23 protein-coding genes are annotated in these 25,623 nt (G+C 42.9%); 10 read left to right on the top strand and 13 right to left on the bottom strand.

What is annotated here, in order from left to right:
• Nucleotides 1-70: 70 nt before the first annotated feature.
• Nucleotides 71-211: a hypothetical protein gene (locus tag CXF83_RS22695; RefSeq protein ID WP_198553534.1), complete on the bottom strand. Its 141-nt coding sequence runs from the start codon at nucleotides 209-211 to the stop codon at nucleotides 71-73.
• Here CXF83_RS22695 and CXF83_RS23050 point away from each other — a divergent pair.
• The gene (locus CXF83_RS23050) at nucleotides 183-473 is read left to right on the top strand and encodes a ribosomal maturation YjgA family protein (RefSeq protein ID WP_198553573.1); all 291 of its coding nucleotides are present in this window, start codon (nucleotides 183-185) and stop codon (nucleotides 471-473) included. The two genes, CXF83_RS22695 and CXF83_RS23050, sit on opposite strands and share 29 nt — an antisense overlap.
• A gap of 136 nt (nucleotides 474-609) precedes the next feature.
• On the opposite strand, the gene CXF83_RS11130 is transcribed toward CXF83_RS23050, so the two are convergent.
• Both CXF83_RS11130 and CXF83_RS11125 read right to left on the bottom strand, forming a co-directional pair.
• Complete coding sequence (locus CXF83_RS11130; RefSeq protein WP_101092169.1) at nucleotides 610-1,884, bottom strand: NAD(P)/FAD-dependent oxidoreductase; 1,275 nt, start codon at nucleotides 1,882-1,884, stop codon at nucleotides 610-612.
• 69 nt (nucleotides 1,885-1,953) lie between these two features.
• Entirely contained in the window at nucleotides 1,954-2,994 is a 1,041-nt protein-coding gene (locus tag CXF83_RS11125) for a proline racemase family protein (RefSeq protein ID WP_101092168.1), read from the bottom strand.
• Nucleotides 2,995-3,160: 166 nt separating this feature from the next.
• Here CXF83_RS11125 and CXF83_RS11120 point away from each other — a divergent pair, with 166 nt between their 5' ends.
• The 5 genes from CXF83_RS11120 to CXF83_RS11100 all read left to right on the top strand — a co-directional run bounded on the left by CXF83_RS11120 (nucleotide 3,161) and on the right by CXF83_RS11100 (nucleotide 8,704).
• On the top strand, nucleotides 3,161-4,075 hold the full coding sequence (locus tag CXF83_RS11120) for a dihydrodipicolinate synthase family protein (protein WP_101092167.1): 915 nt from the start codon (nucleotides 3,161-3,163) through the stop codon (nucleotides 4,073-4,075).
• A 79-nt stretch (nucleotides 4,076-4,154) separates the two neighbouring features.
• Nucleotides 4,155-5,156 (top strand): 4-hydroxyproline epimerase, encoded by a 1,002-nt coding sequence (locus CXF83_RS11115; protein ID WP_101092166.1) that lies wholly within the window; start codon nucleotides 4,155-4,157, stop codon nucleotides 5,154-5,156.
• A gap of 41 nt (nucleotides 5,157-5,197) precedes the next feature.
• Nucleotides 5,198-6,763, top strand: a complete 1,566-nt coding sequence (locus tag CXF83_RS11110; protein ID WP_101092165.1) for an aldehyde dehydrogenase (NADP(+)) — start codon at nucleotides 5,198-5,200, stop codon at nucleotides 6,761-6,763.
• Nucleotides 6,764-6,870: 107 nt separating this feature from the next.
• On the top strand, nucleotides 6,871-7,542 hold the full coding sequence (locus CXF83_RS11105) for a GntR family transcriptional regulator (RefSeq protein WP_101092164.1): 672 nt from the start codon (nucleotides 6,871-6,873) through the stop codon (nucleotides 7,540-7,542).
• A 97-nt stretch (nucleotides 7,543-7,639) separates the two neighbouring features.
• The gene (locus tag CXF83_RS11100) at nucleotides 7,640-8,704 is read left to right on the top strand and encodes a ketoacyl-ACP synthase III (protein WP_101092163.1); all 1,065 of its coding nucleotides are present in this window, start codon (nucleotides 7,640-7,642) and stop codon (nucleotides 8,702-8,704) included.
• 58 nt (nucleotides 8,705-8,762) lie between these two features.
• On the opposite strand, the gene CXF83_RS11095 is transcribed toward CXF83_RS11100, so the two are convergent.
• The gene (locus tag CXF83_RS11095) at nucleotides 8,763-9,341 is read right to left on the bottom strand and encodes a lecithin retinol acyltransferase family protein (RefSeq protein ID WP_101092162.1); all 579 of its coding nucleotides are present in this window, start codon (nucleotides 9,339-9,341) and stop codon (nucleotides 8,763-8,765) included.
• A 277-nt stretch (nucleotides 9,342-9,618) separates the two neighbouring features.
• On the opposite strand from CXF83_RS11095, the gene CXF83_RS11090 reads away from it, so the two are divergent.
• Nucleotides 9,619-10,152, top strand: coding sequence for a heme NO-binding domain-containing protein (locus tag CXF83_RS11090; protein ID WP_101092161.1), 534 nt, complete (start codon nucleotides 9,619-9,621; stop codon nucleotides 10,150-10,152).
• Between the two features lie 22 nt (nucleotides 10,153-10,174).
• Complete coding sequence (locus tag CXF83_RS11085; protein ID WP_101092160.1) at nucleotides 10,175-11,926, top strand: ATP-binding protein; 1,752 nt, start codon at nucleotides 10,175-10,177, stop codon at nucleotides 11,924-11,926.
• 30 nt (nucleotides 11,927-11,956) lie between these two features.
• On the opposite strand, the gene CXF83_RS11080 is transcribed toward CXF83_RS11085, so the two are convergent.
• The 4 genes from CXF83_RS11080 to CXF83_RS11065 all read right to left on the bottom strand — a co-directional run bounded on the left by CXF83_RS11080 (nucleotide 11,957) and on the right by CXF83_RS11065 (nucleotide 16,650).
• On the bottom strand, nucleotides 11,957-12,634 hold the full coding sequence (locus CXF83_RS11080; RefSeq protein WP_101092159.1) for an exonuclease domain-containing protein: 678 nt from the start codon (nucleotides 12,632-12,634) through the stop codon (nucleotides 11,957-11,959).
• A gap of 5 nt (nucleotides 12,635-12,639) precedes the next feature.
• Nucleotides 12,640-14,487 carry a DUF294 nucleotidyltransferase-like domain-containing protein gene (locus CXF83_RS11075; RefSeq protein ID WP_101092158.1) on the bottom strand — a complete coding sequence of 616 codons (1,848 nt, stop codon included), beginning with the start codon at nucleotides 14,485-14,487 and terminating at the stop codon, nucleotides 12,640-12,642.
• Nucleotides 14,488-14,633: 146 nt separating this feature from the next.
• Nucleotides 14,634-16,352 (bottom strand): sodium:solute symporter family protein, encoded by a 1,719-nt coding sequence (locus CXF83_RS11070; RefSeq protein WP_101092157.1) that lies wholly within the window; start codon nucleotides 16,350-16,352, stop codon nucleotides 14,634-14,636.
• Between the two features lie 31 nt (nucleotides 16,353-16,383).
• The gene (locus tag CXF83_RS11065; protein WP_101092156.1) at nucleotides 16,384-16,650 is read right to left on the bottom strand and encodes a DUF4212 domain-containing protein; all 267 of its coding nucleotides are present in this window, start codon (nucleotides 16,648-16,650) and stop codon (nucleotides 16,384-16,386) included.
• Nucleotides 16,651-18,395: 1,745 nt separating this feature from the next.
• On the opposite strand from CXF83_RS11065, the gene CXF83_RS11060 reads away from it, so the two are divergent.
• Both CXF83_RS11060 and CXF83_RS11055 read left to right on the top strand, forming a co-directional pair.
• Entirely contained in the window at nucleotides 18,396-19,610 is a 1,215-nt protein-coding gene (locus tag CXF83_RS11060; RefSeq protein WP_157822931.1) for a serine hydrolase domain-containing protein, read from the top strand.
• Nucleotides 19,611-20,094: 484 nt separating this feature from the next.
• On the top strand, nucleotides 20,095-21,336 hold the full coding sequence (locus CXF83_RS11055; RefSeq protein ID WP_101092154.1) for a hypothetical protein: 1,242 nt from the start codon (nucleotides 20,095-20,097) through the stop codon (nucleotides 21,334-21,336).
• A 149-nt stretch (nucleotides 21,337-21,485) separates the two neighbouring features.
• On the opposite strand, the gene CXF83_RS11050 is transcribed toward CXF83_RS11055, so the two are convergent.
• The 5 genes from CXF83_RS11050 to CXF83_RS11035 form a co-directional block, all read right to left on the bottom strand.
• Nucleotides 21,486-22,112 (bottom strand): thiol:disulfide interchange protein DsbA/DsbL, encoded by a 627-nt coding sequence (locus tag CXF83_RS11050; protein ID WP_101092153.1) that lies wholly within the window; start codon nucleotides 22,110-22,112, stop codon nucleotides 21,486-21,488.
• A 16-nt stretch (nucleotides 22,113-22,128) separates the two neighbouring features.
• Entirely contained in the window at nucleotides 22,129-22,950 is an 822-nt protein-coding gene (locus CXF83_RS11045; RefSeq protein WP_101092152.1) for an NAD(P)-dependent oxidoreductase, read from the bottom strand.
• A gap of 29 nt (nucleotides 22,951-22,979) precedes the next feature.
• Nucleotides 22,980-24,173: an HD-GYP domain-containing protein gene (locus CXF83_RS11040; RefSeq protein WP_101092151.1), complete on the bottom strand. Its 1,194-nt coding sequence runs from the start codon at nucleotides 24,171-24,173 to the stop codon at nucleotides 22,980-22,982.
• A gap of 595 nt (nucleotides 24,174-24,768) precedes the next feature.
• A complete protein-coding gene (locus tag CXF83_RS22525) occupies nucleotides 24,769-24,990 on the bottom strand; it encodes a hypothetical protein (protein WP_157822930.1) in 222 nt (73 codons plus the stop codon).
• 99 nt (nucleotides 24,991-25,089) lie between these two features.
• Entirely contained in the window at nucleotides 25,090-25,560 is a 471-nt protein-coding gene (locus CXF83_RS11035) for a DUF2919 domain-containing protein (RefSeq protein WP_101092150.1), read from the bottom strand.
• Nucleotides 25,561-25,623: the final 63 nt, after the last annotated feature.

Here is a 25,623-nt window from a genome sequence, read left to right as displayed (position 1 = left end):
GACGTCAACCCATTGCTACATTGCTAGCTCGTTAGAACAGGAATTAACGTATCAAACGTAACGTACCACTTTATTGTTCTCTGGCTGCTGTCACTATCGTTACAGGGTTATTCTCTAGGTCTGCATTCATACCGCTACCCGATTTTATCTCTTTATACGCAGGTGATGCACTGTGGGGACTAATGGTTTTCTGGCTAATGGGGCTCATCATACCCAACGCTAATATTAAGTTAGTTATAATATGTGCTTTAGTATTTTCGTTCTCAATAGAGTTTTCTCAGTTATATCATGCCGCTTGGATTGACGAAATTAGAAGCTACAAGTTAGCTGCGTTAGTACTTGGGGTTGGGTTTCAAACGAGTGACTTGATATGTTACACCGTCGGCGTTTTGTTTGGTGCATTGTCTGAAACAATGTTGATAAACAAAGGGCGGGGAATAAGCAAAGGAACCAACGGTACTTCATTGCTGTGAACTAAATCAAAAAAGGAGCGACTATTCGCTCCTTTTTATAATCTATCGGCCTAACTACCTACTTACAAAATGACCAAACTATCCATTTATCTACCTTAGAAGATCGATACCTTTAACCCTAAATCAACATTCACGACTAACTAAATCGATCGATACGATAAGGATTAAGATCGATATCAGCTTGCTCGCCTAATACTTCTTGCGCGAGGAGCTTTGCGCTAATTGCCGACCACGTTAAGCCAAGGTGCTGATGACCGAATGAGAAAAACACATTAGCTTGTTTTTGACTGCGGCCCAATACTGGCAGACTATCTGGCATCGAAGGCCTAAAGCCCATCCAACGCTCGCCATCAGTGACGACTGCATCCGCAAATAGCTCAGGTAATAACGCCTTACCATGAGGGAACAGACAATCGGCGCGAGCATTCACAAGTGGAGCTTTCAAACCACCGAACTCAACAGTACCAGCGAGTCGCGTCCCTCCTATCATTGGCGTGATAATGAATTTGCGATTATAGGAAGTCACAGGCCGAGAAAGGCTGCTTTGTTGCGGCATCATTAAATGATAACCCCGCTCAGTTTCCAGTGGAACCGAATAACCTAACTGCTTGGCAAAGGGTTTTGACCATGCTCCAGCGGCAATAACCAATCTATCAGTTTGTTCGCTGCGGCCAGAACTCATATCCAGTGTTATGCTCGAATTAGTGTTCGCAGTGTTGATATGAACTAACTCCTCAGTGACCAACTTTCCGCCTAATTCTGTAAACTTAGCCGCCAACGCTTGGCATAAACGGTAGGGATCTGCTGTGTGCCCTACGTGAGTAAAATACAAACCATGGGTGATCGTATTGCTTAATGAGGGTTCTAGTACCCTCACCTCATCGCCGTTAAGTAACTTCACATGTATGCCAGCTTCAGAATGTACTCTAAATTCTTTTTGCACATCGCTGATGGGGGTATCTTCAAACACCAATAAGCTACCGTTTAAGGTCAGTAATTCTTCACAACCACAAAATGCGGTGAGCGATTTCATTGCCGCTATCGCATCTTGATTAAGTGCCTGAATCGCTCTGCCATTTCTAGCTCTTCGCGACGGCAACATGTTGTGTAAAAAACGCATAAACCAAGGTGAAGCTTTAAAAAAGTACTTTGGTTGAATGCGAAATGGCCCTAATGGGTCGATTAACATGCCAGGCAATTTTGCTAGCATGGCTGGATCGGCTAAAGGCAATACCTGTTCAGCAGCAAAGTGGCCTGCATTGCCTTTAGAGGCTCCTTCGCCCACGCCTTCTTTGTCAATGATCGTGACATTAAAGCCTACACGCTGCAGTTCTATAGCTGCGGCTAAGCCTACAATGCCTGCCCCAACAATGGTGAGTGTACCGGGATGATTCTGATTGTGGTTATTCATTTACTGTTCTCTACTCCATTCTCACTGCAACGCTTAACGCGACGACGAATACAACTATCAATACAATCATTAACGCAACATAAAGCCTTCTTGGAATACGTCATCAGGGTCGACAAAAAACTGATGTTTTCCGGTAATATAAGAGCGACCAGACACTTCAGGGATCACCGCTTTTTTATCATAAAATATCGATGTAGCCGTCGCGCTGACAATCATTCTGCCATCAACGATACTTTCGATCATTAATGGACATTTTAGCTCAACTTCACCTTTTGCGTGCAGTAGCGCAATGCGCCCAGCGACCCCCGTCCCTGTTGGCGAACGGTCCACTTCCCCATCCGCAAAAATACACACATGACGAGAATGAGCTTCTTGATTAGTCACCAGCTTCGATGTGAAAATGATGCCATACAGAAAACCTAAATCATCCTCAACAGGATGCACTAGATAATGGCATGCCATTATCGCAAGCTTTATGCGTCGCCCCATATCGATTAACTGCGCAACATTGTCTTTGCTACAACTGATACTGTAGGCATCAGCATCGACATAGGCGTAATATGCGCCGCCAAAACCGATGTCATAGCGCACCTCACCAAAACCTTCCACATTTACAGTACAATCCAACGACTCAGCCCATGAGTCGACATTTTTAAAGCTCGCGTGAATTTTACCTTGCCCATCTCGATAAGCTTTAGCGGTAATTAACCCCGCTGGCGAATCAATCTTTATCACTCTCTCGGCATCATTTAGCTCAATCGCCCCAGTGGTGCACATCACCTTTACTAACGCAAGAATGCCATGACCACACATTGAACTGTAGCCTTCATTATGTAAAAACAACACCCCAAAATCAGCATTCAATGTCACTGGTTCGGTAATGAGTGCGCCGTACATATCTGCATGTCCACGAGGCTCATGCATGAGCAGTTTTCGGTAAACGTCCCAGTTTTGGGTGACATATTTGCGCTTATCTAAAATAGTTTCACCTTTTATTGCTGGGTATCCAGAGATAATAATGCGAAGAGGTTCTCCCTCTGTATGTGCATCTATTGTTTTGAATTCTGAATAAGTGCTTGCCAGCTCTGGACTGATATCAATTTTTTTCATTTTGATGTTTTCTCTTGACAGTTTTGCATATTGTATACAACAATGCGAATGTAGTTTAGTTACTCCTAATCGCGTTGTAGGGTCTATTATTTTGTCTATTCACGTATACAATATCCCATAACGAACCATAATTTCAAATGTAAAAATGCAGTAATAGAGGCTTAATATGAATGTAAATTGGCAAGGTGTTTTCCCCGCTATCTCGACTCAATTTAGTGAAGATGGTTCGATCAATTATGAGTCAAATGCTCGTATGCTCGAAGATCTTATTAGAGATGGAATTGACGGGATTATTGCTTTAGGCACAATCGGAGAGAATGCATCTCTAAGCCCAGAAGAAAAACGTGAGTTCATCAAACATACTGTCGAAACCGTTAAAGGCCGTATTTTAGTATTATCAGGATGTACTGAGAACACCGCTGAGCAAGCATCTCTTTATGCTCAAGATGTAGAGAAACTTGGCGTCGATGGTCTAATGTTACTCCCTGCAATGGTTTATCGTGGTACAGACCGCGAAGTTGTTGCTCATTACCAAACCGTTGCACGTTCAACAAATTTACCCATCATGATCTACAACAACCCTGTGAGTTATGGCATAGACATTAATCTTGAGATGACCGCCATTCTTGCAGAAGAAGACAACATTGTTGCAATCAAAGAGTCGACCACTGACACACGTCGTTTAACTGAATTGCAAAGCCGTTTTGGTGAGCGTTTCAGTATTCTATGCGGTGTTGATGATATCGCACTAGAAAGCTTACTTCTTGGCGCAACGGGTTGGATTTCAGGTCTAACAAACGTATTTCCACGCGAATCAGTCGCACTCTATAAGCTTGCACGAGCTGGACGTATTGAAGAAGCGCGTGAGATCTACCGTTGGTTCATGCCGTTACTAAGACTTGATACCATTCCAACACTGGTTCAGTGCATTAAGTTTGCAGAGCAAATCTTAGGCCGCGGTAGTGAAAATGTGCGTATGCCACGCCTACCATTAATAGGTGAAGAGCGCGCTTACGTTGAGCAAGTTATTGCACAAGCACTTGAAACTCGCATTGATCTAAACAAGTACAACATCGACTAAACCAAAGTCATAACTCCAAGCGCTGAGCCTTCATTTAACAAGGGCTCAGCACACTAACAATAATAATGGAGCTATATACATGCTGAAAGGCACTTTTTTTTGCATTGATGCACACACTTGCGGCAATCCAGTGAGACTGGTGACCAGTGGTCACCCTCATCTTATTGGTAATAACATGAGCGAGAAAAGACAGCATTTTCTTCGCGAGTACGATTGGATCCGTAAAGGACTTATGTTTGAGCCCCGAGGCCACGACATGATGTCAGGTGCCTTTCTCTACCCGCCATGCTCTGATGATGCTGACGCGTCAATATTGTTTATTGAAACCAGTGGTTGCTTGCCCATGTGTGGACACGGCACCATTGGCACGATTACGTCAGCCATTGAATCTGGATTATTAACGGCGAAAACCCCCGGAAAACTCATCATCGATGTCCCTGCAGGCCAAATAAAAATTGATTACCAAAAAACTGACGAAAAAGTCGATTGGGTAAAGATATACAACGTTCCAGCCTATCTTGCACATCAAGACCAAGTTTTAGACATTCCAGGTCTAGGTCCGTTAAAGGTTGATGTGTCGTATGGCGGTAACTACTACGTTATTGTCGACCCGCAAGAAAACTTCCCCGGATTACGTCACTGGAGCGCTGCAGACATTCTGCGCTGGAGTCCCATTGTTAGGGCCATTGCTGATGAACAATTAACCTGTATTCACCCCCATGATCCAACCGTAAATGGCGTAACACATGTGCTTTGGACTGGCGATACGATCTCTTCTGGTTCCGATGGTGCAAACGCAGTCTTTTATGGTGATAAAGCCATTGACCGTTCACCCTGTGGTACCGGTACCAGTGCGAGACTTGCACAGCTCTATGCTAAAGGACAACTACACGTGGGTGATGAGTATACCCACGAGAGCATTATCGGTAGTCAATTTGTTGGACGAATAGAATCTGCAGCACAAGTAGGTGATTACCGAGGCATTATGCCAAGCATTAAAGGCTGGGCCAGAATGACGGGCAACAATACCATCACTATCGACGATAGTGATCCGTACGCATTCGGTTTTCAGGTCGTGTGATCAACAATTAAATTAATTAGCATGTAAGCTCAGGAGCAAATATGACGGATTTAGTAAAGGTAGCAATTAGTGGTCAACACCTCATCAATGGTGCATGGACTGACGAAGCATTGCAATTTAGCAGTATGAACCCTGTAATCAATGAAGCCACTGAGTGGCAATTCGCTAATGCGACATCACAAATTGTCGACGCTGCTGTTAACGCCGCAAAACAAGCTTTCACTTTATATAAGCGCACCACTAACGACAATAGAGCTGACTTTTTAGACGCTATTGCTGAAGAGATCCAATCTGATATTGCTGCGATAACTCAAACAGCTCATATAGAAACGGGCTTACCCATGGCCCGCCTACAAGGTGAAACTGGCAGAACTTGCGGACAACTCAAATTGTTTGCGAGTACATTAAGAACACCGATTAACAATGTATTGGTTGATCTTGCCAACCCAGACAGACAACCTCTGCCAAAACCCGACACCAGACTCGGCACCTTACCTATTGGTCCTGTTGCGGTTTTCGGTGCATCAAACTTCCCGTTAGCGTTTTCTACTGCCGGTGGTGATACCGCTGCAGCACTTGCTGCTGGCTGTAGTGTCGTCGTAAAAGGACACCCTGCTCACGCTGCAACCAGCGAACTCGTTAGCCACGCAATTGCACGAGCTACCGAACGTTGTCAAATGCCTGCAGGTGTATTTAACCTTATACAATCAACAGAGCCAGAATCATCGACGTTATTAGTTAGCCATAGTGCGATTAAAGCCGTCGGCTTTACCGGCTCACTTAAAGTCGGTCGAATTTTAGCGGATCTTTGCGCAGCAAGAGCAGAACCGATTCCATTTTATGGTGAACTAGGCTCAATTAATCCACAGTTTTTACTTGCTGAGTTACTAACACAACAAGCAGAAAGCCTAGCGACGACGCAAGTTCAATCGATGTTAATGGGACATGGTCAGTTCTGTACTAGCCCAGGCGTAGTGGTGGCAATACAAGGAGAGGCGCTCAATCGCTATCTCGCGACAGTCGCAGAGAAAATCTCACTGGAGTCTGCCGCAAGCATGTTAACCGCAGGCATTGCTGCGACCTATCAATCACAAGTCGAAGCACTGCTTAAGAATAAGCGTGTACAGCTAATATCACAGGGTAAGTCTTCACCAGCAAACCACTTTACACGTCCAGCCGCGGTTAAAGTCACCGCTGAAGATTACTTAGCTTCAAAGACGCTTCAACAAGAGGTATTTGGCCCCTTCGCTGTCATTGTAGCCTGTGAAAACCAAGCACAAATGGAGTTAATAGCGGATCAGATGGAAGGTCAATTAACGGCCTCAATTCATGGGCTAGATAATGAGTTAGCTGAGCAAGCTCAATTAATCGAATCGGTCTCGTATAACGTCGGCCGTTTGATATTCAACCAAATGCCGACAGGCGTTGAGGTCTGTCATTCAATGAATCATGGCGGCCCCTATCCAGCGAGTACGGATAGCCGTACAACCTCTGTTGGTACACAAGCAATGTCTCGATTTGAACGACCTTTGTGTATACAAAACATGCCAATAGCACTCATGCCACAGAAGCTGAGAGAAGAGCAAGCCAACATTACCACTTTCTAAACATTTCAAAATATGTACAGGGAAACAAGTTGTTTCCCTTTCATTCTACTTATTTAAGCGTTAACCTAAGAAAATCATCTTGAATAATTAACATAAAAACAGGCTATATGAGCAGAAAAACTCCTATCGTTCATAAAACACGTACTCAAGTTGTCGTCGAAGTATTAAGGGAAAAAATTCTCTCTGGAGAAATCGCTGCGGGTATGCCATTACGCCAAAGTGCCTTAGCCGATGAAATGAATGTGAGCAGGATCCCAGTACGAGAGGCATTGCTGCAATTAGAAGCTGAAGGGTTAGTTAAGTTTGAAGCACATAAAGGCGCTACAGCGACTATTTTATCTGCAGTTCAAGTCACTGAACTATTTGACTTAAGAGCATTAATCGAAACAGATCTATTGGCTAAAGCAATCCCCAATATGACTGAAGATGACCTAACGGAAGCTGAAGGTATTTTGGACTCGCTTGATGTGGCATTTCAAGATAAAGACCAAATAGAACGCTGGAGTGGATTAAATTCTCAGTTCCATACCTGTTTATACCGCGCAGCAGACAAACCTCATACCATTGAAGTCGTCAATGGGCTGAATACCAACTGTGATCGGTATGTCCGCTTACAGCTATTTTTAGCGAGTGGTATTCCTAAAGCACAGCAAGATCATAGAGAATTGCTAGACTATTGTAGGAAGGGTGACGTTGATAACGCTGTTGAACTGTTACGCAGTCACATCCTTCATGCTGCGGCAGCTATTAGAGTTTTAGTTGCTCAACAAGAGGGCTAGCTCACTGTTGAGCGTTAAAAGACTTGTTAAGCTTTACTTATACTGATTGACAAGGCAGAGCGCAGGTTCTGCTTTTTTATTTTTGAGAGATAACCTAATGCAGTACGCTACTATTACAGGTTGGGGAAAGTGTGTTCCGCCCGCTACCCTAACAAACCATGACCTTTCAACATTTATCGAAACCTCTGATGAATGGATTAAATCTCGCACAGGTATTAGCCAGCGTCATATTAGTCATGTCAACACTTCTGAGCTTGCCTCTGTTGCCGCTCAAAGAGCACTTGCTGCCGCCGGTATTGAGGGTAGCGATCTAGATATGATAATTCTAGCAACCGCAACACCTGACACACTGATCCCAAATATCGCTTCAACGGTTCAAGCTAATGTGGGTGCAACTTGCGCAGCCTTTGATATCAATGCTGCATGCAGTGGTTTCCTTTATGGCGTTGGCCTAGCGAGTTCACAAATAAAGAGCGGCCAATGCAAAAAGGTGCTCGTCATTGGTGCAGAAAGACTGTCGTTCTTTTTAGATTGGTCACGACGTGACACCGCCGTTTTATTTGGTGATGGTGCCGGCGCAGTTGTATTAGAAGCAACAGATGAAGCAATTGGTATCTTAGGCTATGAGCTGAATAATGACCCTGCTGGCAGAGACATTCTTAAAGCCGGTTTTGGTACTGCAATGGATCGATTTGACGCCGCTTCACTCGATTTTTATATCGAATTTAACGGTCAAGAGATCTTTAAACGTGCCATTGCAGGCATGGGTAAGTTAAGTACTAAAGTGATAGAGAAATGTGGCATCGATAAGGAAGATATCGATTGGGTGATCCCTCATCAAGCTAACGAGCGTATTATTGATACTCTGATTAGCCGCATGAAAATTCCAAAAGAAAAAGCCATTGTGAATATTGCAAATTACGGCAATACTTCTGCTGCAACTATCCCTATTGCGATTTGTGATGCGCTAGAGCAAGGTAAAATCTTACCAAATCAAACCATTTTATCTTGTGCATTTGGTGCAGGATTGACCTCGGCCGCAGCCTTAATTAAATGGGGTGACAGAGTGACTCCAATTAATATTAGTGATGCAGAGCTGCCACCTTGTGATAAAACCGGTATTGAACTGGTGAGCAAAGCGGTAAAGCATTTCTGTAAATAGCCTAGCCAGAAACACCGTTTGTTTAAAAACACCGACCTAAACCGTCGGTGTTTTTGTATCAAATGATAGCTTCATCCCAATAGACAGCTTCTTCAAAGTACATTCCAATTTCATTGTTGAGTTTACTAAAACTCGATAACGCCTTCTCTTCGCCACTTAAACAATGCCACACAAATCGATGACAATTATTGTCTAACAGATCATATTTTCTATAGGTAAATATTGCTTGTTGTGCCCGAGCTAAAACCAGAGCCCCAACTAAAGGTTGGTGAAGATGATTACACGCTTGAAAAATCTGACTGCCACTTCTGCCAGCCAAAAAGCGCTTAGTTGAAACGGCGCGTACTAACCCACTTCCATGTAACTCAACTAAGGTGTCGTCCCCTAGCCAAATTCCCGTGTGTTCAATGACGCCAAAAACAAAACAGCAAATAATCGAACCCGGTTCGAGTTGAACTTTCTTATCGCCAGTGTGCCATAAGCTAGGGCCAAGTTCGGCATTGGCACCCCTGGTATGATCAGACACAGCCTTACCCTGTAATCGCTTCGTCGCGATGTCTTTTTGATTTTTACGTTCATCAGCAATCAAAGCAGCACCAATTGCTGCAGCTCCTAACCAAACCAAGGGTAATGGCATAAAAATCCCTATCGCGCTAATGACACTTAATATCAAGTAAGTTATAGAACAGTGCTTAATTTAAGAAGCCTAAAAATGTAAGCAAAACTACCTGTAAATTATAGTCATCATATTCATCTCTTGAATTTAAACGTCAATATGACAATAGTAATGACGAGCGAGCGAGGGCTTACAAGCGAAATTAACGTACATTTAATCTGCATAACAGCTCCAGTATCATTGAATAAAATCAACTAATACACTACTTTATAATAAGTAGTGTATTAAGGAGTGACATATGAAGGGAATCATTTTTGCTGAGTTCTTAGAATTAGTCGAAGACACGTTCGGATTAGAGATCTGTCAACAGATCCTCGATGAAAACCAAAACGACGGTGTTTATACCAGTGTAGGCACGTATGACCACCATGACCTCATCAAACTCATCGTAAGCTTAAGTAAACTCACTGGGATTTCTATTGAAGACCTACAAGAGGTTTACGGTAAATCCGTCTTTATCACCTTGTTTAACAGTATGCCTGGCCTCGAAGGCAAGTCAGACTCCACCTTTAGCTTTATCAAAAGCGTGGAGGAATATATTCATATAGAAGTCAAAAAACTTTATCAAAATGCCAACCCACCTACTTTCAACTTTATTTCAGCCACTGAAAGTCAATTAGTCATGGATTATGTGTCCGCACGCTGTATGTCGCATGTCTGCCTAGGGCTGATTCGAGGCTGTGCTGAGCATTTTGGTGAAAACATTGAAATTACAATGGACCCAATAACAGAAGACCAATCAGAAGTCCGATTTACCATCACTTATGTTTAAACAGTGAGGCGATGCGCAATCTATGCTCAACGATGAAATCCAAGCATTAACCAATAGAATTGAATTGCTTAATCGAAAAATAATCCGAGAAAAAGCAGCAAAAAAGGCAGCTGAAGTCCTGCTGGAAGAAAAAAGTAGAGAACTTTATAGTGCAAAACAACTTGTCGAAGACTCACTCATTCATATAAAAGAGCAGTCTAAGCAAGGCATGGCTCTGCTGCATTTTAAAAGCCATTTAGAATCAATTTTACTCGATTACAATCAACTGCTTCTGCAAAAACCTATCTCCAATATATTATTACAGCGCTTACTTGATGACCTGATTGGCATTGAAAATATTAAAGCGAGTCGTATCCGCTTCAAATCACCGATAAAAGAAAATGTTTTTGATACTTTTTTAGCCGGTAACAAAGCCCTGATCCAACCTATTTCAACCGCAAACCAACCATTATGTTGGTCTGATGATCATCAGCAGATTAAGCTTATCATCAAAACTCAAGCCTCTATCTTAGGCAGTCTCACACTCGTTATTGAATCCCCAACCTCATGGCAAAATACCGTTGAGAAACAGCTTCTGCTATTCTGTGACATGATCAGCGCCGCACAACGACGACAAGAGTTATTAGAAAATACCATCAAGGAGAAGTTGCGCGCAGAGTCTTCAGAGCAGTCTACTCGTGATTTTGTCGCGATGATTAATCACGAATTAAGAACCCCACTTAATGGTCTATTAGGCTCCGCTGATCTGATGCTTGATACATCGTTGTCGAGCTATCAGCAGCAACTACTCAATACCATGCATCAGTCTGGTGAGCTATTGCGGGTGATTATTAACGACTTGCTTGATCTCAGTAAAATGAGCGCTGGGATGCTGCAGATTGTAAAGATTAATTTTTCTCCTGAGAAATTGTGCAAAATGATATTCGATATTTTCAAACAGCGCACCGATGAGTTCGGGCTGTTATTTAACTACCATTATCAACAATCAATTCCACAGACATTAATTGGTGACCCAGATCGTATCAAACAGATCTTAGTCAACCTTATTGGCAACTCGATAAAGTTCACCAGACAAGGTGAGATAAAAGTCGATATCTATTGGGCCGAGCAAGCACTGTGTTTTACGGTCCAAGATAGTGGCTGCGGGATCCCAGAAGACAAAATACCGACACTTTTTGACCCTTTCACTCAAGTGAATAACTCGAGTAATCGAGCTTATGAAGGCACTGGGTTAGGCCTCGCAATCTGCAAACAGTTAGTTGATGAAATGAAAGGAGACATCAGATTAACATCGACCCTAGGTGAAGGTAGTTGTTTTGATGTTTCCTTACCCCTAGATATCGCTAAAACAAGCGTATTAAATATCAAACAATCTCAAGCTCAGTATCCTATCGAGACACTGGACGTATTGGTCGTGGAGGATAGTAAAGTTAACCAAATGCTGATTGAAATGATTTTAGCTAAATTCAAAATAACCCCCGCCATGGCTAATAATGGTCAAGAGGCGATAGACTTTCTCGCGAACAATAGCGTTGATATTATCTTTATGGATTGCAGAATGCCGGTCGTGGATGGATTTGAAGCAACAACTTTACTACGCGACAAAGGTTATACCAAACCCATCATAGCCTTAACGGCTAGTACAACCTCGGTGGAAACTGAACAATGTTACCACTGTGGAATGGACGAAATAATCAATAAACCTTATCAACAAGAAGATATCAAGAGTGCACTGATAAAATGGGGACACATTATTGATGCTGCAAAGCAGTAAGTATTTATCCAGTCTTTATGGACGAGTTATTTAGCGAATAAGATCAAACAAACTCAACTCATCTTGGCCTGCTATCCCCGCCATTTGAGCCAAGAGCAACTCACCACAAGCCAATGCATCAACCGTCGCATTATGCGCAGCATATATTGGCAGACCATAGCGGCGCCGACATGCATCTAGCCTTAAAGAGCCTTCTTTAATGACATCATGTTGCCGTAATAAGCGGCTTCGCTCTAGAGACATTGTATCTATTGCAAGAAAAGACATTCTTTCACCTAGACTACGATGAACCTCTGTTTTAAGAAAACACATATCTAAAGGCGCATGATGCGCCACTAACACATGGCCTCGTGTTTGATTTAAAAACCAGACCATTGCCTCTTTAGCTGACGTCGCTGTTGCTAACTCCCTGTCGACAATGCCGTGTATTATCGCGCTATCGCCAACGCTACCTTCAATACTCACCAATTTATGTTGTGCTTTTTCAAGCTGCAACATCCCATTGTAAATAGGCACCAAGCCAATACTTAAAATCTGGTCACATTGAGGATCCAGACCCGTCATTTCTAAATCTAAAGCCATCAGCGGAATTTGTGACAAAGGCTTTGATACATTATCCAATACGGCACGGTAATAGGCTTCAATGGTCTTATTAACCGCTTTGAAGATACGCCAGCGCAACTTGCTCTGTAGATAAAGGCTTTTCAAAAGAATTAGTAACTCCGCATCATTTTCAACTTAAGCCCTACTTGTCCATCGTGTACCACTTTAAAGGCATCTCTTAATTGATGCCGTACTAAAGAAGAGACGTCTTTAGGCATTAGATAGTTGGTCACCGGTTTTGCATGAGTGTACTGGTAACCTTGATTAGATAGCCGCATATGCGCGATAAACTCATGCGCATCGGCCAAATTAAGTGCATCGTTGCGGTTAATGATATTTTGATCCATTAGCGCTCTAATTCGTTTAGCGGTGTTAACCTCTTTAATGCCAGCAGACAATGCATACACCCGTGCAATATCATTAATCAACGCATTACCTTTGTGTTTTAGATCAATCCCTTTGACCTCAGTCCCATCACGCTCCAACACAAACTTTCTGAAAAAACCGAGGGGGGGTGTACTCGTTAAAGAATTACCGGTCAGACCTGCGAGGAAAATATCATTACCTTGAGTATTTTTAAGAACATCATCTTGTAACCCATCAAACAAAGATTGAGGTCCAAAAACAGAGCGCATATCAAAAAATATACTGCAGTGCATTAGCGCTTTAGGATCCGGTGTATTAACCCACTTATCAAATACAGATCGCCAACCATTAAGTGACATTCTCCATTTAGGATTTTGCGCCATAATGTCACCAGGGCAATAAATATAACCACACTCATCAAGCCCAGCACAAACCGCCTTCGATAACGCTTCAAAATAACCTTGTGCTGCAGCATCCGGTTCATGGGCAAGTAGTAAACCATTATCTTGATCTGAACATGCCGCTTGATCTTGCCTACCCTGAGAGCCAAACGCTAACCAACAAAATGCCATAGGTGCTTCACCTAACAGTTGCTGATTTAATACAATAAGCCGCCTTGTTAATGCATCAGTGACCGACGTTAACACTCGCCCTATCTCCTCTGCTCTTGCATCGGCACTGATCAGGTTTTGCAGTAAAAGAGGGATCTGTTTACTGACTTGAATCAAACTAGCAAGATCTTTTTGCCGCTCAATTTCGCCAATCAACAATAAAGGCTGTGAACTCTGGCCGCGTAAAATATCAGTACTGGTAATCACCCCTTTTGCCTTACCATTGTCGACCACGGGCAGATGATGAATATTATGTTCACTCATCAACAGCATCGCTTCAAATACCAGAGAGTTTGATTCAATTGAGATTGGTGTGGTTGTCATTGCTTGATGTACAGGAAGGTTACCATCAAAGTTTTCGGCCAAAACACGGTTACGTAAATCTCTATCGGTTAAAATACCGACGAGCTTATTATTATCAATAACCAGTACGGAAGAGACGAGCGACTTTCGCATACACCTAGCCGCATCAGCAACGGAGGCTTTCATGTCGATCATTAGCGGAGAATTAGACATTAAGGTGGTAATACGGCTAGTCGTTGTAAGCTCTTTTGCTTTAAATCGTCCTTGATGCCTTAAGCGCTTTGCAAACGCCTTATTAAAGAATCGATCGAACTCGCGGCTTTTAGTGCGCAGTAGATTAAATATATCAGGCGGTAAATGGTAGACCAGGCCATCTTCTAAAATAGCGACCCGATTACTGGCCTGCTCTCCAGATAATAAAGACGGAAAGCCAAAATAATCGCCCTCGCCGAGCCTATCTAATAGCTCACCATTAATATCTCTGACTTCGAACGCGCCACTTCTAACAATATAAAGTTGCGGGTGTGACGGGTCTAAAGGAACAAAATTTGCGGCTTTACTGTAGTAGCCGACCGTTAAGGAACGGCAGCAACTCGCCAACGTGGCTTCATCAAGCGACTCAAAGGGTACGCTTTGTTGTAAAAACTGCATGATGGGTTGTAATTCGCTTGCATCCATTTAACCACTCCCTAGCTCACATCCTCTATATTCAATGACCACTATAGCGTTTACTCCAATGCTAGGACTATTCGACCAAAGGCCAGTTATAGACATAAAAAAAGAGCGCTTAATGCGCTCTTCTTATTCTGCTTACAAATTAGGAACTAGTGATCTTGTGCTTCACCTGAACCTTTAGGGAAACGAATAGACTCAACCATGTCCACAACATCTTGTGGTATGGTTGCCGTGACTTTAGTGACACCAAAGGCGACGGCAAAGTTAATCATCATACCCAGCATACCAATACCTTCTGGCGATATCCCAAGGAACCAATTATCACTGGTGTTTGCACTTGGATTAACAAACTTGAAGTAAACAATATAAGCCGCAGTAAACAGTAGACCCGTTACCATGCCTGAGATTGCGCCTTCCTTGTTAACTGTCTTAGAGAAGATCCCCATGATAATAGCTGGGAACAGTGACGATGCCGCCAGACCAAATGCTATCGCAACAACCGCCGCGACAAAACCAGGTGGATTAATACCGAAGTAACCTGCCATCACAATCCCCAATGCAGCTGCAATTCGGGCGTACAACAGTTCCTTCTTATCTGAGATATCAGGCATTAAGTTTTTCTTCAGCAAGTCATGCGATACCGAAGTCGAGATCACCAGTAGAAGACCCGCAGATGTCGATAATGCAGCAGCCAAACCACCCGCAGCAACCAGCGCGATAACCCAAGCAGGAAGATTAGCAATTTCAGGGGTCGCTAGAACCATGATATCGCGGTCAATCTTCATCTCATTTTCTGCACCCTTGGCATAGTAAATCTTGCCGTCTTCGTTCTTATCATCCCACGTAATCAGTCCAGTCTTTTCCCAGTTCTTAATCCACTCAGGTGCCGTTTCATAGGCAACTCCAGTAGACTCAGGGCCATTAATGGTTTCAATCATGTTGACACGAGAGAACGCGGCTAATGCTGGAATAGTGGTGTACATAATAGCGATAAAGACTAATGCCCAACCCGCTGATACACGCGCATCTTTTACTCTAGGTACCGTAAAGAAACGTACGATTACGTGAGGAAGACCTGCAGTACCGAACATCAAAGCACCCGTAATAAAGAACACATCTATCATGCTCTTTGAACCTTCAGTGTATTGCGAAAATCCGAGTTCAGCAGATAACCCATCCAGCTTATCAAGAAGATAAACCCCTGTGCCATTGCCCGCAGCATCGATTAACTCAGCCCCAAAACCGATTTGAGGGAAAATGTGGCCAGTCATCATCACCGAGATGAAAATAGCGGGCACCATGAAAGCAAAAATAAGGACGCAATACTGTGCAACTTGAGTGTAGGTAATCCCTTTCATACCGCCTAAAACAGCGTAGAAGAACACCACCGCCATACCGATATAAACACCGGTTTCAACCTCAACCTCTAAGAATCTTGAGAATACAACGCCTACACCACGCATTTGACCCGCGATATAGGTGAAACAAATGAAGATGGCACACACCACCGCCACGGTACGCGCAGCTTGTGAGTAATAACGGTCGCCAATAAAGTCAGGCACGGTGAACTTACCAAACTTACGTAAGTAGGGCGCCATGCAAAGCGCTAGCAGAACATAGCCACCCGTCCAACCCATTAAATAAACTGAACCGTCATAGCCGGTAAATGACACGATACCCGCAAGTGAGATAAATGATGCAGCCGACATCCAGTCTGCTGCGGTAGCCATACCGTTCATAACAGGGTGAACACCGCCACCCGCCACATAGAATTCTTTTGTTGTACCGGCTCGAGCCCAGATAGCAATACCGATATAGAGGGCAAATGTTACCCCTACAATCAAATAAGTGAGTGTTTGTACATCCATTTCATAGCTCCTTTAAATAAGTTCTTTGTAATTAGTCTTCATGCACATCATATTTTTTGTCTAACGCATTCGCCTTCGCGACATAGACAAAAATAAGCGCAACAAACACATACATAGCACCCTGTTGTGCAAACCAGAATCCCAACTTGAACCCCATGAAATGGATTTCATTGAGTACATCTACTAATAAAATACCGCACCCGAATGATACTGTTGCCCATATGGCTAACAAACCGAGTACTAGGCGTAAATTTTCACGCCAATAACCTTCTGCCTTCTCGTTGCTTTCAAAACTCATAGCGACTCCCTTGTGCTGATTTTTATATTAAGTCAGGGTTTAATCTAGCAAGCATGCGGCGAACAACAATCGCGACCTTAGTCTAACGCTAACGGCAACCACAAATGATAATGATAGATAACATAAACATTACAACAAGATACAAGTTTACGTGCACGTAAACCAAGCTCGTTTATCGAACACTTAGTTAGACCAAGGTATTAGCCATTTTTATTGTATGAGCTGAAGCGCGTCGCGAGATTTGGCAAAATGTTTCACATGGTTTGGCAAATGAGACTGTTTCTCATCCTAAGAATTCTGTAGCGCATCGCTTGGTTTGGGGATTAGTTTCGGATGGTTTGGGAAGTAAAGCCGGCTAGCCTTCGAATGAAGACTGATTACATTGTCTTAGTTTAAATTTGAGCTTCTGGCTGAATGGGTATTTTGAGGTGTGTTTGAAAATCATTCCTGCATTGTGTTATCTATCGCTTGCAGCGTGCTCATATGCAGATACTTCTGTGACACGCTGCAAGTACATCCTTGTAAGCTCGACGACAGCATCCTTGCTGTCAACGGCCACAGCTGCATCTACACCTGCTCATCTGCCTCTTCGATTTGGCTGTAATGGGTTGAGTTTCTTAACTCTTTTTTGCACCAAAACGATTCAGTCATACATGCCCAACCAAGCTCCGCTTGATTAAGGTCGTGGCGCTTCGCCCACACCAGAGCAAGAAGGACTGCTCGTCTGATGTGAATTGATTCACAAATGCCGCGATGGCATGGTCAATGATGTTCCCGACATCATATAGACATTTCCCATATCCATATGGGTCAGATGCCAAAGAGCGGCCTATCCTCCTTGCATCCACCATGACGCCCCCGACGAAGTTATCTCCCTCGTACTTATTCGAAATAACCTAACACTTCCGATGGGGTATTGGTGTTTTATGATTATGTTGTGGAACGGGAACTTTTGTGTTCTTAAATTTAAATCTCAAATGCTGAGAGTTTGCGCTTTTATAACCCAGTGTAGATGCGGCTGATGCCTGCGAAAACAGGCCAATTCTGTTCCCTACAGAATTTGGAATTCCCTCCATCCTTGGAGGTCAGACGTTTTCGTTGAGCCTACAAGGATGTGTTTACGGCGAGTCTCAGTAGCGTCTGCACATACGCCGACCGCATGTCATTGGAACCACTTTGGTCAGCAGCTAACGCATTTATGCCCCATTACGTGTTTTACATGGATATATCTCGAGGTTTAGCCGTTTGTATTTAACCTCAATAATCTAACCTCCAATACAGTGGCCAAATTCGCTATACCACTTCACAAAGCCTGATTTAGCAGAGCGTTGTTTTTCAAGTACGCTATTGGACAGATATTAATAGGTTCACTGAGCAAGCATTAATAGATAAGAAAATATAACTTCATCAGGTTGAATTAGACATTTCTGTGGCATTGAAAATGCTTATAACAAGCCTCTTATACGCAACTAAATAACCCACTGCTTTAGTTCGCTTAGTTCCCGCTAGCGCATTCCATCGTTTATCTAGACTGCATGCGTATGGACATTCCAGCCCTAATTATTGCCAAAAACAACTTGCCTGCCAGTTCTGCACCGCTCCTATTACAAAATCGAATAGTACATGGTTGTTATAAAGCTTCGTTATCAATTAAATTATCAACATTGATTAGGCTTAGTAACCAAGTAAAGCCGAAGCGTTCCATTTACAACTTAGTCGCGGCACAGCCCGCAAAGGAATTAACAATGAAAAAAGCAATCTTAGCAACCGTCCTAGTAGCAACAACTTTTGGAGCTGCATTTACAGCCTTTGCAGCAGATAAAGTCCCTTTGTCTAAGTTTTATGAAGGTTACACGGTAGAAGAAATTCCAGCCGATGCATTCCAACAGTGGCCTTATTACACATACGCATCAGCACATATTGCAGACTTCTTACGTTACGGCGTTCACAAGCTACCTGCATCTGATAACGCAGTAAAAGTTGAGCGTATTGGTGGTTTTGAGATCTCACCTGAGCTACGAAAAGTCCTGGTCGATACTCAGGTTAAGGCTTTCGTAGTAATGAAAGATGGTAAGGTTCTAGCAGAGCACTTCGATAATGGCTTTAAAGCCGGAATGCTAAATAACTTGCAATCGGCCTCTAAGACTTTCGTTGGTGTATTGCTGAGCCACGCTGTTGACTCTGGCAAGCTTTCACTCGATGAGATAGCTAAGACTTATTTGCCAGAGCTAGAAGGTTCTATCATTGGTGAAGCGACTATCAGCGAATTGGCATCAATGAACTCAGGTATTGAACCATTAAGCGACTACCACACACCAGGCTCTAATGGCTACGAGTGGGAAAAAGAAATCGGACTGCAAAATGCAGGTGAACCCATTGGTCATTTGAATGCTATCAAGGCTGCTAAAGCAACGTCATTCGAGCGCGGAACTAACTGGGACTACACTGACCAAAACTCAGATACGCTAGCACTAATAATCGCTAAGGTTGAAGGTAAGCCATTTGAGCAGTTAATTTCTGAACTACACAATAGTTACGGTGGTAATAACGAAATTCAAATTGCTAAAACGTCCGATGGCACAACGTCTCCATCATACGGGATCAACATAAGCGCATACGATTATGCATTATTCACTGGATACATTGCACAAGGCAAGGCGGGTAGTTCTTTCTATAAAGAGTTAAAGGACTCATCTAATGACGTACTTAACGTTACACCTGTAATTAAAGATGTATTTGCCGCTGCAAGCCCTACAACGTACGACATGCAGTCTTATACAATGCTAGATCAGGACATCATCTACTCTCATGGTTCATTCGGCCAAACTGGCTTTGCTGACATTAAATCTGGTTACTCAGTAATCTACCTATCGGACTGGTACACAAATACAGACGTACCGAGCCTACAAAAGCAGTTAATCAATGCAGTTGATGTGATTAACGAGTTGCGTACTAAGTAATACTCATTTCGTCAACTAAGTGGTCAGTAATGACCAAGCTAAAAAGCAGAGTGATACCACTCTGCTTTTTGCTATTGAGGCAGAAATATTGTTGGGGGTTCGTCAGAGTCTGGCCCCACTTATTACCCCTCACTCACTTAAAAAAATATGACTCCATCAGGTTGAATTAGACATTTCTGTGGCATTGAAAATGCTTATGAAAGCCTCTTATACGCAACTAAATAACTCACTGTTCTAGTTCTCTTAGCGTACTCCATCATTCATCGAGCTAGCATGCGTATGGACATTCCCGCCCCAATTATTGCCAAAAAGGATTTACCTGCTATTTCCGCACCCTTCCTATTCGACAATCGAATAGTACGTAATTGTTATAAAACTTCGTTATCAATTAAATTATCAACATTGATTAGGGCTTAGCAACCAAGCAAAGCCAAAGCGTTCCATTGACAACTTAGTCGCGGCAAAGCCCGCAAAGGAATTAAAAATGAAAAAAGCAATCTTAGCAATCGCAATAGTTTCTCTATTCTCTGGTTCTGCAATGGCAGAAGCGGGTCGAACTTCTACTGGTGTCAACGGCGTGACTATCGATTTGGTTGGTGACTTCTACAACCCAAATGACACACAAATGCTGCAAGAGACTACACCCGTCATTAAATTTGACGGACTCACAGTTGAAGGTGGTAAGCAGGTCGTTAAAGGTTACGTTGAAGCATTTGGCACAAACGTACACAAGGACGATATTGCAGGTAAATTAGCTCAGTTAAACGATGAATACAATGAAGCTGAACTTAAAGGCATCATCGCGACAATGGATTTACTTAAAGCTGACTTCCCTGGGTTGTTGAACTACTACCAGGGTATCGGTGAAGCGACAGGCTACACACTTGAAGAGACATATTTAGCAGCATGGGCTTCTGATGGTTTGTTTGCGAAGATGGTACAAGATGTGGGTAAGCATATCTTAGCCGACCTTAAAGAAAGTACAGATAAAACACGTGGTTGTACTGCTATTGGTTGGGACAACGGTGTCATAGGTCAAAACCAAGATATGCCTATCTCGCTAGGTGGTCACGGTGCTATTTTGAAAAGTGCTGACTTGATTGTTCATGCTCCAGAACCTTTCTTTAACGCTATCGCTATGGGTCGTGGTTTATCGACTACAGCTAATACAGTTGATGCGTTCCACGCAAGTGCTCTTGAAGATGGTGTACCTATGAGTGGCTTAGCTATGGCTATGGCTAATAAGTTCGATGATGCTAACGTTGCGAAAGATACATTACAGGACATCCGTACTAACTCTGCAGTAGCTCTTGGTTTAAGCGACCTTAAAGGTAACGTTATGCACATTGAGAACCAACTAGGCAAGAACATTGTCCTTGATGGTACGCTGCGTGGTTACACGGTTCACACTAACCACCCAATAGGTCAAGAGCAGGCACTTGTTGATACTTACGCTAACGGCGATGCACAAGCGTTTGACTATGCAGTTAAGACGACACTATGGCGCAATGAACATGCAGAAGTTGCGGCCAAGTTTAGCCCGACTAAAGATGTTGCCGCATTGAAAGACTTGTTCTTACAAAAGCCTTTGCTTAAATCACCTTATGAAGGCAACGAGTTCGTAACCACTAACGCTATCATTCATGACTTGAATGAAGGTTGTACTTACGGAACAACCTGGATGCCTAGCATGCAAGAATACACTCAAGTGTGTTTTGATAAGTAATCGTATCGAGGGGCGTTTAGGAAACAACGCCCTAGCGGGGATCTCTTGATTAGGCATCATGCTAAATGGGCTGCTGGCGTTTGTTGCTCGACGGTATAATAGACATAAAAAAGCCCACTCTAAGTGGGCTTCTAGTCTCAATTTAACGCTTAGTCTTCAAGCTGACTAAGATATTTAATCAACTCTGCGAGTGCTTCAGGTGACTGAGGTTGTGCTTTAATCAGGTACTGGCCATTAACGACTAATGACGGCACGCCACGAATTTCAGCTAATTGAGCTTGAGTGTCATAATTCATCAAGGCCAGTTTAGCGTCAGCAGAATTCATCGCTGCGTCTATCTTTTTAGCATCTAAGCCTTGGCTAACAAAAAATGATTTTAGTTGATCAGGGCGTGTGAATGCGTCCCCTTTTTCATGAATACGGCTAAAGATACTGCCATGAACTTGCTTAGTGACACTGAATTTCTGCGCTAAATAATAGGCTTCTTGACTTAATATCCAACTCGTACGCCCAGCGCCAACAGGGGTTCTTTCAAATTGAATGTCATTTTCAAGCAAATGTGCCGTCTTTTCAAAAAGCGGGTCCTGTTTGTAGCAATGACCACAATTATAGGAAAAGAACTCTCTTATTACTGGCTTTTGTGCTTCAGGGATCCCACTGATTTTAACGTAATCGACACCTTCTACATATTCCTTGGCATGTGCGCTTTGTAACGGCAGTAACAAGGTGAAAAACGCCAATATTGCACTTCCTAAAAAGACTTTAAACTGCTTCATAACACTCCTTAAATATTTAACAGACAACCAGCATATCCATGGGATCACTGAACTGATATTCAAAATTGAGCTCTTTCATTAATCTATCGCTACTAATGATCTTTCCGCTACCGCTCTCTTTTATGAATTGTGGCGCAACTAAGCCCAAGTCTAAAGCCGCTTGTTGATAAAAAGACTGACGAGCGGGATGCTTCGGCGCGCAAACATTATATGCCCCGTTTGAGGTCGGCTCAAAAACTAATTTAGAGACCGCAAGTATGCAATCATTCAAATGAACGATGTTAACGGGTGCGTCGGACTGAGACAGTTCAGTTTTACCAGCCAGAAAACGCCCAGGGTGACGTTCAGGCCCAACTAAACCCGCAAAACGAGCAATACAACTATGGCTTAGCGCTGAAAACATGGCTTCGGCTTGTAGCAGCTTGCCGCTAACCTCAGAATGAGCAACGGCATCTTTTTCAATCATCAGCTTTTCAAGTGAAGGGTAGACTCCGGTCGTACTGATAAAGATAATTTTTTGATAAGTGATATCGTGGATCAAGGTTTTTAATCTTGCCAGCTTAACTAAATAACCGTCAGGGTCTTTTCTTAAACTAGGCGGGATATTGACCACCAGACAATCGGTATTGAGCGCGACTTTTATGGCGCCTTGATTTTGATCTAGTTGTTCGTCGAGCGATAAGTCTAATGTAAACCCATTAATACCATGCTCAGTAAGCAAAGCGGCATTTTCAGCGTTGCGTTTACTACCATTAACCCTAATTCCTTGCGCAACCATTGCCTGTGCTAACGGTAGGCCAAACCAGCCACAGCCCACAATACAAACTGACTTTATCATCTTTATCCTTTATCTTTGCTTAAACTGATTCACAATGGGCTGAAGTAAAAACTAATATCAGCACTGGGGTCTAATTTTGTTAATGCTGTTTTACTTAACTCATCAATCTTTACGACCCGCTCAATCGATATATTCTCTTTAATCAAATATCGTAATGTTGTGTTCTCACCGTTTTCATCACATGCAAGCACGTGAGGTTGCTTCACTAAAGGGGTAGTGACCAGCACTTTTGCCACTTGAGCATTTGATAGCAACACTAATGTACCGGGAGGATAGATCCCAAGCACTTTGACCAGTGCCGAAATCAATGATGGTGCATGCTTACCCACTCTTTTTTTAAAAAGATAGCCTAATGCGACTTGCGGAGAACGCCCTTCTCCCCCCTTTAGTAAAAGCTCGAAATCATTTGCCAGTGCAACGATTTGTGTGCTTAATGCGATTGCAGACCCTTTCAGTCCGTCAGGGTAACCACTGCCATCTGCCCATTCATGGTGATGTAATACAATATCGAGCACCGCTTCAGGAAATAGATTTTGTTTGGTCATCATGTCATAGCCAAACTTAGGGTGCATCTTTAAAAAGTTAACTTCATGATCGGATAGATTCGACTTTTTCCGCCGGATCACATCAGGCACTTTAAGTTTCCCTAAATCATGAAACAATGCCCCCATCGCCATATCACGCAATTCAGAATTTGTGCAGTCCAGTAAATGCCCCAACATCATCGATAGTACAGCAACGGATACGCCATGCTCGGTTATCGCGCTGTCTTCACCACTATTGACTAATGCAAGGCACGGTATTGGAGTTTCCTTAATGTGATCCATCAGTGATTCAACTAACGTCGCTGCCGCTCGATAAGCCCCCTCTGGTTCAGCGCTCATTTTTGAAAACGCAGTGCGACATTCTACACCGCACTTTTGGAATCGTTGCTGGCTAATTCTTAATGATTTTCGTAGAGATGAAAGTTGCTCTTTTGCATAGTCTTCTGCAGACTGTTCTACCACAGTTGCTACCGGTTGTGCAGCTGTCGTAGTGATTAATTCTTTGCCTGCAATTAAGTACACATATGAGATATTCAAGCTTTTAATCAACTCTATCTGTGCTCCGGTTTCAATCTCAAATTGATTAAACACAAAAGGATGATTAGTCCATGACAATGGCAGTTTAATCGTTAAGCCAACGATCAACTGCGACAAAGGTAATTTAACGCCTTTGGACATTACTGATTACTCCAGTGAAATGCACTCAATCTACAAAGCGCCTCACTTTTGAAATAGGAGATTGTGACCAATGACTTTAGCTTGAGTTGAAGTGACGCTAAAGCATTGGAATATCGATCTTACTCATATTTCGATAATAATAGCTTTCTGGTGTGAATAACAGTTAGTAAGTCAATTTTATGACGGTTACGATTAATAAACACTGATACGATTGTCGACCTTGATATGAGATCAAACATCGTCTCAGTGCATTGCAAATACTGACATAGCTAAAAACAGAAGCGAGTCTCACAATGACATTTAGACTAACCATCCTAACATCTGCCATTCTAACGTCGGCCAACGAGCCTCTAACAGGGTGATGTTTTCCGGGTATTTAACCATGACGAATGAACACGTTAGCCATTAGTTATAACTTATAGCGTAATCATCCCTTACTGATCCAACAATACCGACAATGGATATTGTATGCAATCATGAATTGTTGTACTCTAATTCTGCTCTTTGGCGTTGATAGCCCCGACTATTACTTTCAAAGGCAAACTGTCAATTGTCCTTTTATTAAGGCGAGTCGTAATCGAGTGCTGCTTATGGCTTAACTAAAGAAGGTTTTATGTTCATATCCCTGAGTCATAATATCGAATGCTGTCGATATTGCAGATTCTTTTGGCGCTGTATTTATACAGCGTTTTTTTTTGCCTATTATTCCAGAAATTGCATTAAATACCGACAGGTTGAAATCATTCAGCGCTACAGTCTGTCCACGAAGGCTGTTATCAAACAAGATTGTCGCCACCTGCAATAGGGTGCTAAACATTTTCGCAGCCCGGGAAGATAAAGCATGATAAGTGCGATTCTATAAGGCCGCTATCCATAGCCGTGTGATTAGCGACGTAACCAAATATAAAGTCACAGGCTACTCATTCGGTGCTTTCCAATCAGAAAAATAATGTGTCAATCGCTTCGAATTAAACAAATATAACGTGCTCCAAAACAGAAAAAGCGCATCTAATCCCACATTCCAGCTATAAACATAGTACGAATGTAATATCCGTTGCACCAGTAAGCTGGCATCTATACACAATAAAGCCAGTAACACCCACTTCATGTAAGGAAATAGAGGCTGTACCCACTGAGGAGTACGTTTTCTTTCCGCAATAATGACCGCGTAGACCACTAAGGCACCCGCCCCCGCCATTAATGCCATCAAGAAATCGGACTTTTGTGGATAAATTAACGCCACCAAGCCAGCCCTATCGCTCGCTTGTGTTAAAGATGCCACTAATATGCACCAACCCCGTGCCAGAAACACCAATATCAGGTAAAGCATCAGCGGGGGCTTAATATGGCCTTTATCGTCAAGCCAAGTAATATTGCTGAAATTCAAATCATCTCCTTTGAGTCAAAATCCGTCGTCGAGACTAAAGACATTGCCATTGCAAAAGTCACC

The organism is Shewanella sp. Choline-02u-19, assembly GCF_002836205.1.
Taxonomy (GTDB): Bacteria; Pseudomonadota; Gammaproteobacteria; order Enterobacterales; family Shewanellaceae; genus Shewanella.
Note: the sequence above shows the minus strand (reverse complement) of the source record. Positions and strands in the feature narration are given on the sequence as shown.

Excerpts from the sequence above, each read along its gene's own strand:
- CXF83_RS11075 (WP_101092158.1), bottom strand. The coding sequence starts at position 14,487 with ATGGATGCAAGCGAATTACAACCCATCATGCAGTTTTTACAACAAAGC.
- CXF83_RS11105 (WP_101092164.1), top strand. The coding sequence starts at position 6,871 with ATGAGCAGAAAAACTCCTATCGTTCATAAAACACGTACTCAAGTTGTC.
- CXF83_RS11045 (WP_101092152.1), bottom strand. The coding sequence starts at position 22,950 with ATGATAAAGTCAGTTTGTATTGTGGGCTGTGGCTGGTTTGGCCTACCG.
- CXF83_RS11085 (WP_101092160.1), top strand. The coding sequence starts at position 10,175 with ATGCTCAACGATGAAATCCAAGCATTAACCAATAGAATTGAATTGCTT.
- CXF83_RS11070 (WP_101092157.1), bottom strand. The coding sequence starts at position 16,352 with ATGGATGTACAAACACTCACTTATTTGATTGTAGGGGTAACATTTGCC.
- CXF83_RS11055 (WP_101092154.1), top strand. The coding sequence starts at position 20,095 with ATGAAAAAAGCAATCTTAGCAATCGCAATAGTTTCTCTATTCTCTGGT.
- CXF83_RS22695 (WP_198553534.1), bottom strand. The coding sequence starts at position 211 with ATGATGAGCCCCATTAGCCAGAAAACCATTAGTCCCCACAGTGCATCA.
- CXF83_RS11100 (WP_101092163.1), top strand. The coding sequence starts at position 7,640 with ATGCAGTACGCTACTATTACAGGTTGGGGAAAGTGTGTTCCGCCCGCT.
- CXF83_RS23050 (WP_198553573.1), top strand. The coding sequence starts at position 183 with ATGGTTTTCTGGCTAATGGGGCTCATCATACCCAACGCTAATATTAAG.
- CXF83_RS11040 (WP_101092151.1), bottom strand. The coding sequence starts at position 24,173 with ATGTCCAAAGGCGTTAAATTACCTTTGTCGCAGTTGATCGTTGGCTTA.
- CXF83_RS11125 (WP_101092168.1), bottom strand. The coding sequence starts at position 2,994 with ATGAAAAAAATTGATATCAGTCCAGAGCTGGCAAGCACTTATTCAGAA.
- CXF83_RS11110 (WP_101092165.1), top strand. The coding sequence starts at position 5,198 with ATGACGGATTTAGTAAAGGTAGCAATTAGTGGTCAACACCTCATCAAT.
- CXF83_RS22525 (WP_157822930.1), bottom strand. The coding sequence starts at position 24,990 with ATGTTTAGCACCCTATTGCAGGTGGCGACAATCTTGTTTGATAACAGC.
- CXF83_RS11050 (WP_101092153.1), bottom strand. The coding sequence starts at position 22,112 with ATGAAGCAGTTTAAAGTCTTTTTAGGAAGTGCAATATTGGCGTTTTTC.
- CXF83_RS11120 (WP_101092167.1), top strand. The coding sequence starts at position 3,161 with ATGAATGTAAATTGGCAAGGTGTTTTCCCCGCTATCTCGACTCAATTT.
- CXF83_RS11130 (WP_101092169.1), bottom strand. The coding sequence starts at position 1,884 with ATGAATAACCACAATCAGAATCATCCCGGTACACTCACCATTGTTGGG.
- CXF83_RS11065 (WP_101092156.1), bottom strand. The coding sequence starts at position 16,650 with ATGAGTTTTGAAAGCAACGAGAAGGCAGAAGGTTATTGGCGTGAAAAT.
- CXF83_RS11115 (WP_101092166.1), top strand. The coding sequence starts at position 4,155 with ATGCTGAAAGGCACTTTTTTTTGCATTGATGCACACACTTGCGGCAAT.
- CXF83_RS11060 (WP_157822931.1), top strand. The coding sequence starts at position 18,396 with ATGAAAAAAGCAATCTTAGCAACCGTCCTAGTAGCAACAACTTTTGGA.
- CXF83_RS11090 (WP_101092161.1), top strand. The coding sequence starts at position 9,619 with ATGAAGGGAATCATTTTTGCTGAGTTCTTAGAATTAGTCGAAGACACG.
- CXF83_RS11095 (WP_101092162.1), bottom strand. The coding sequence starts at position 9,341 with ATGCCATTACCCTTGGTTTGGTTAGGAGCTGCAGCAATTGGTGCTGCT.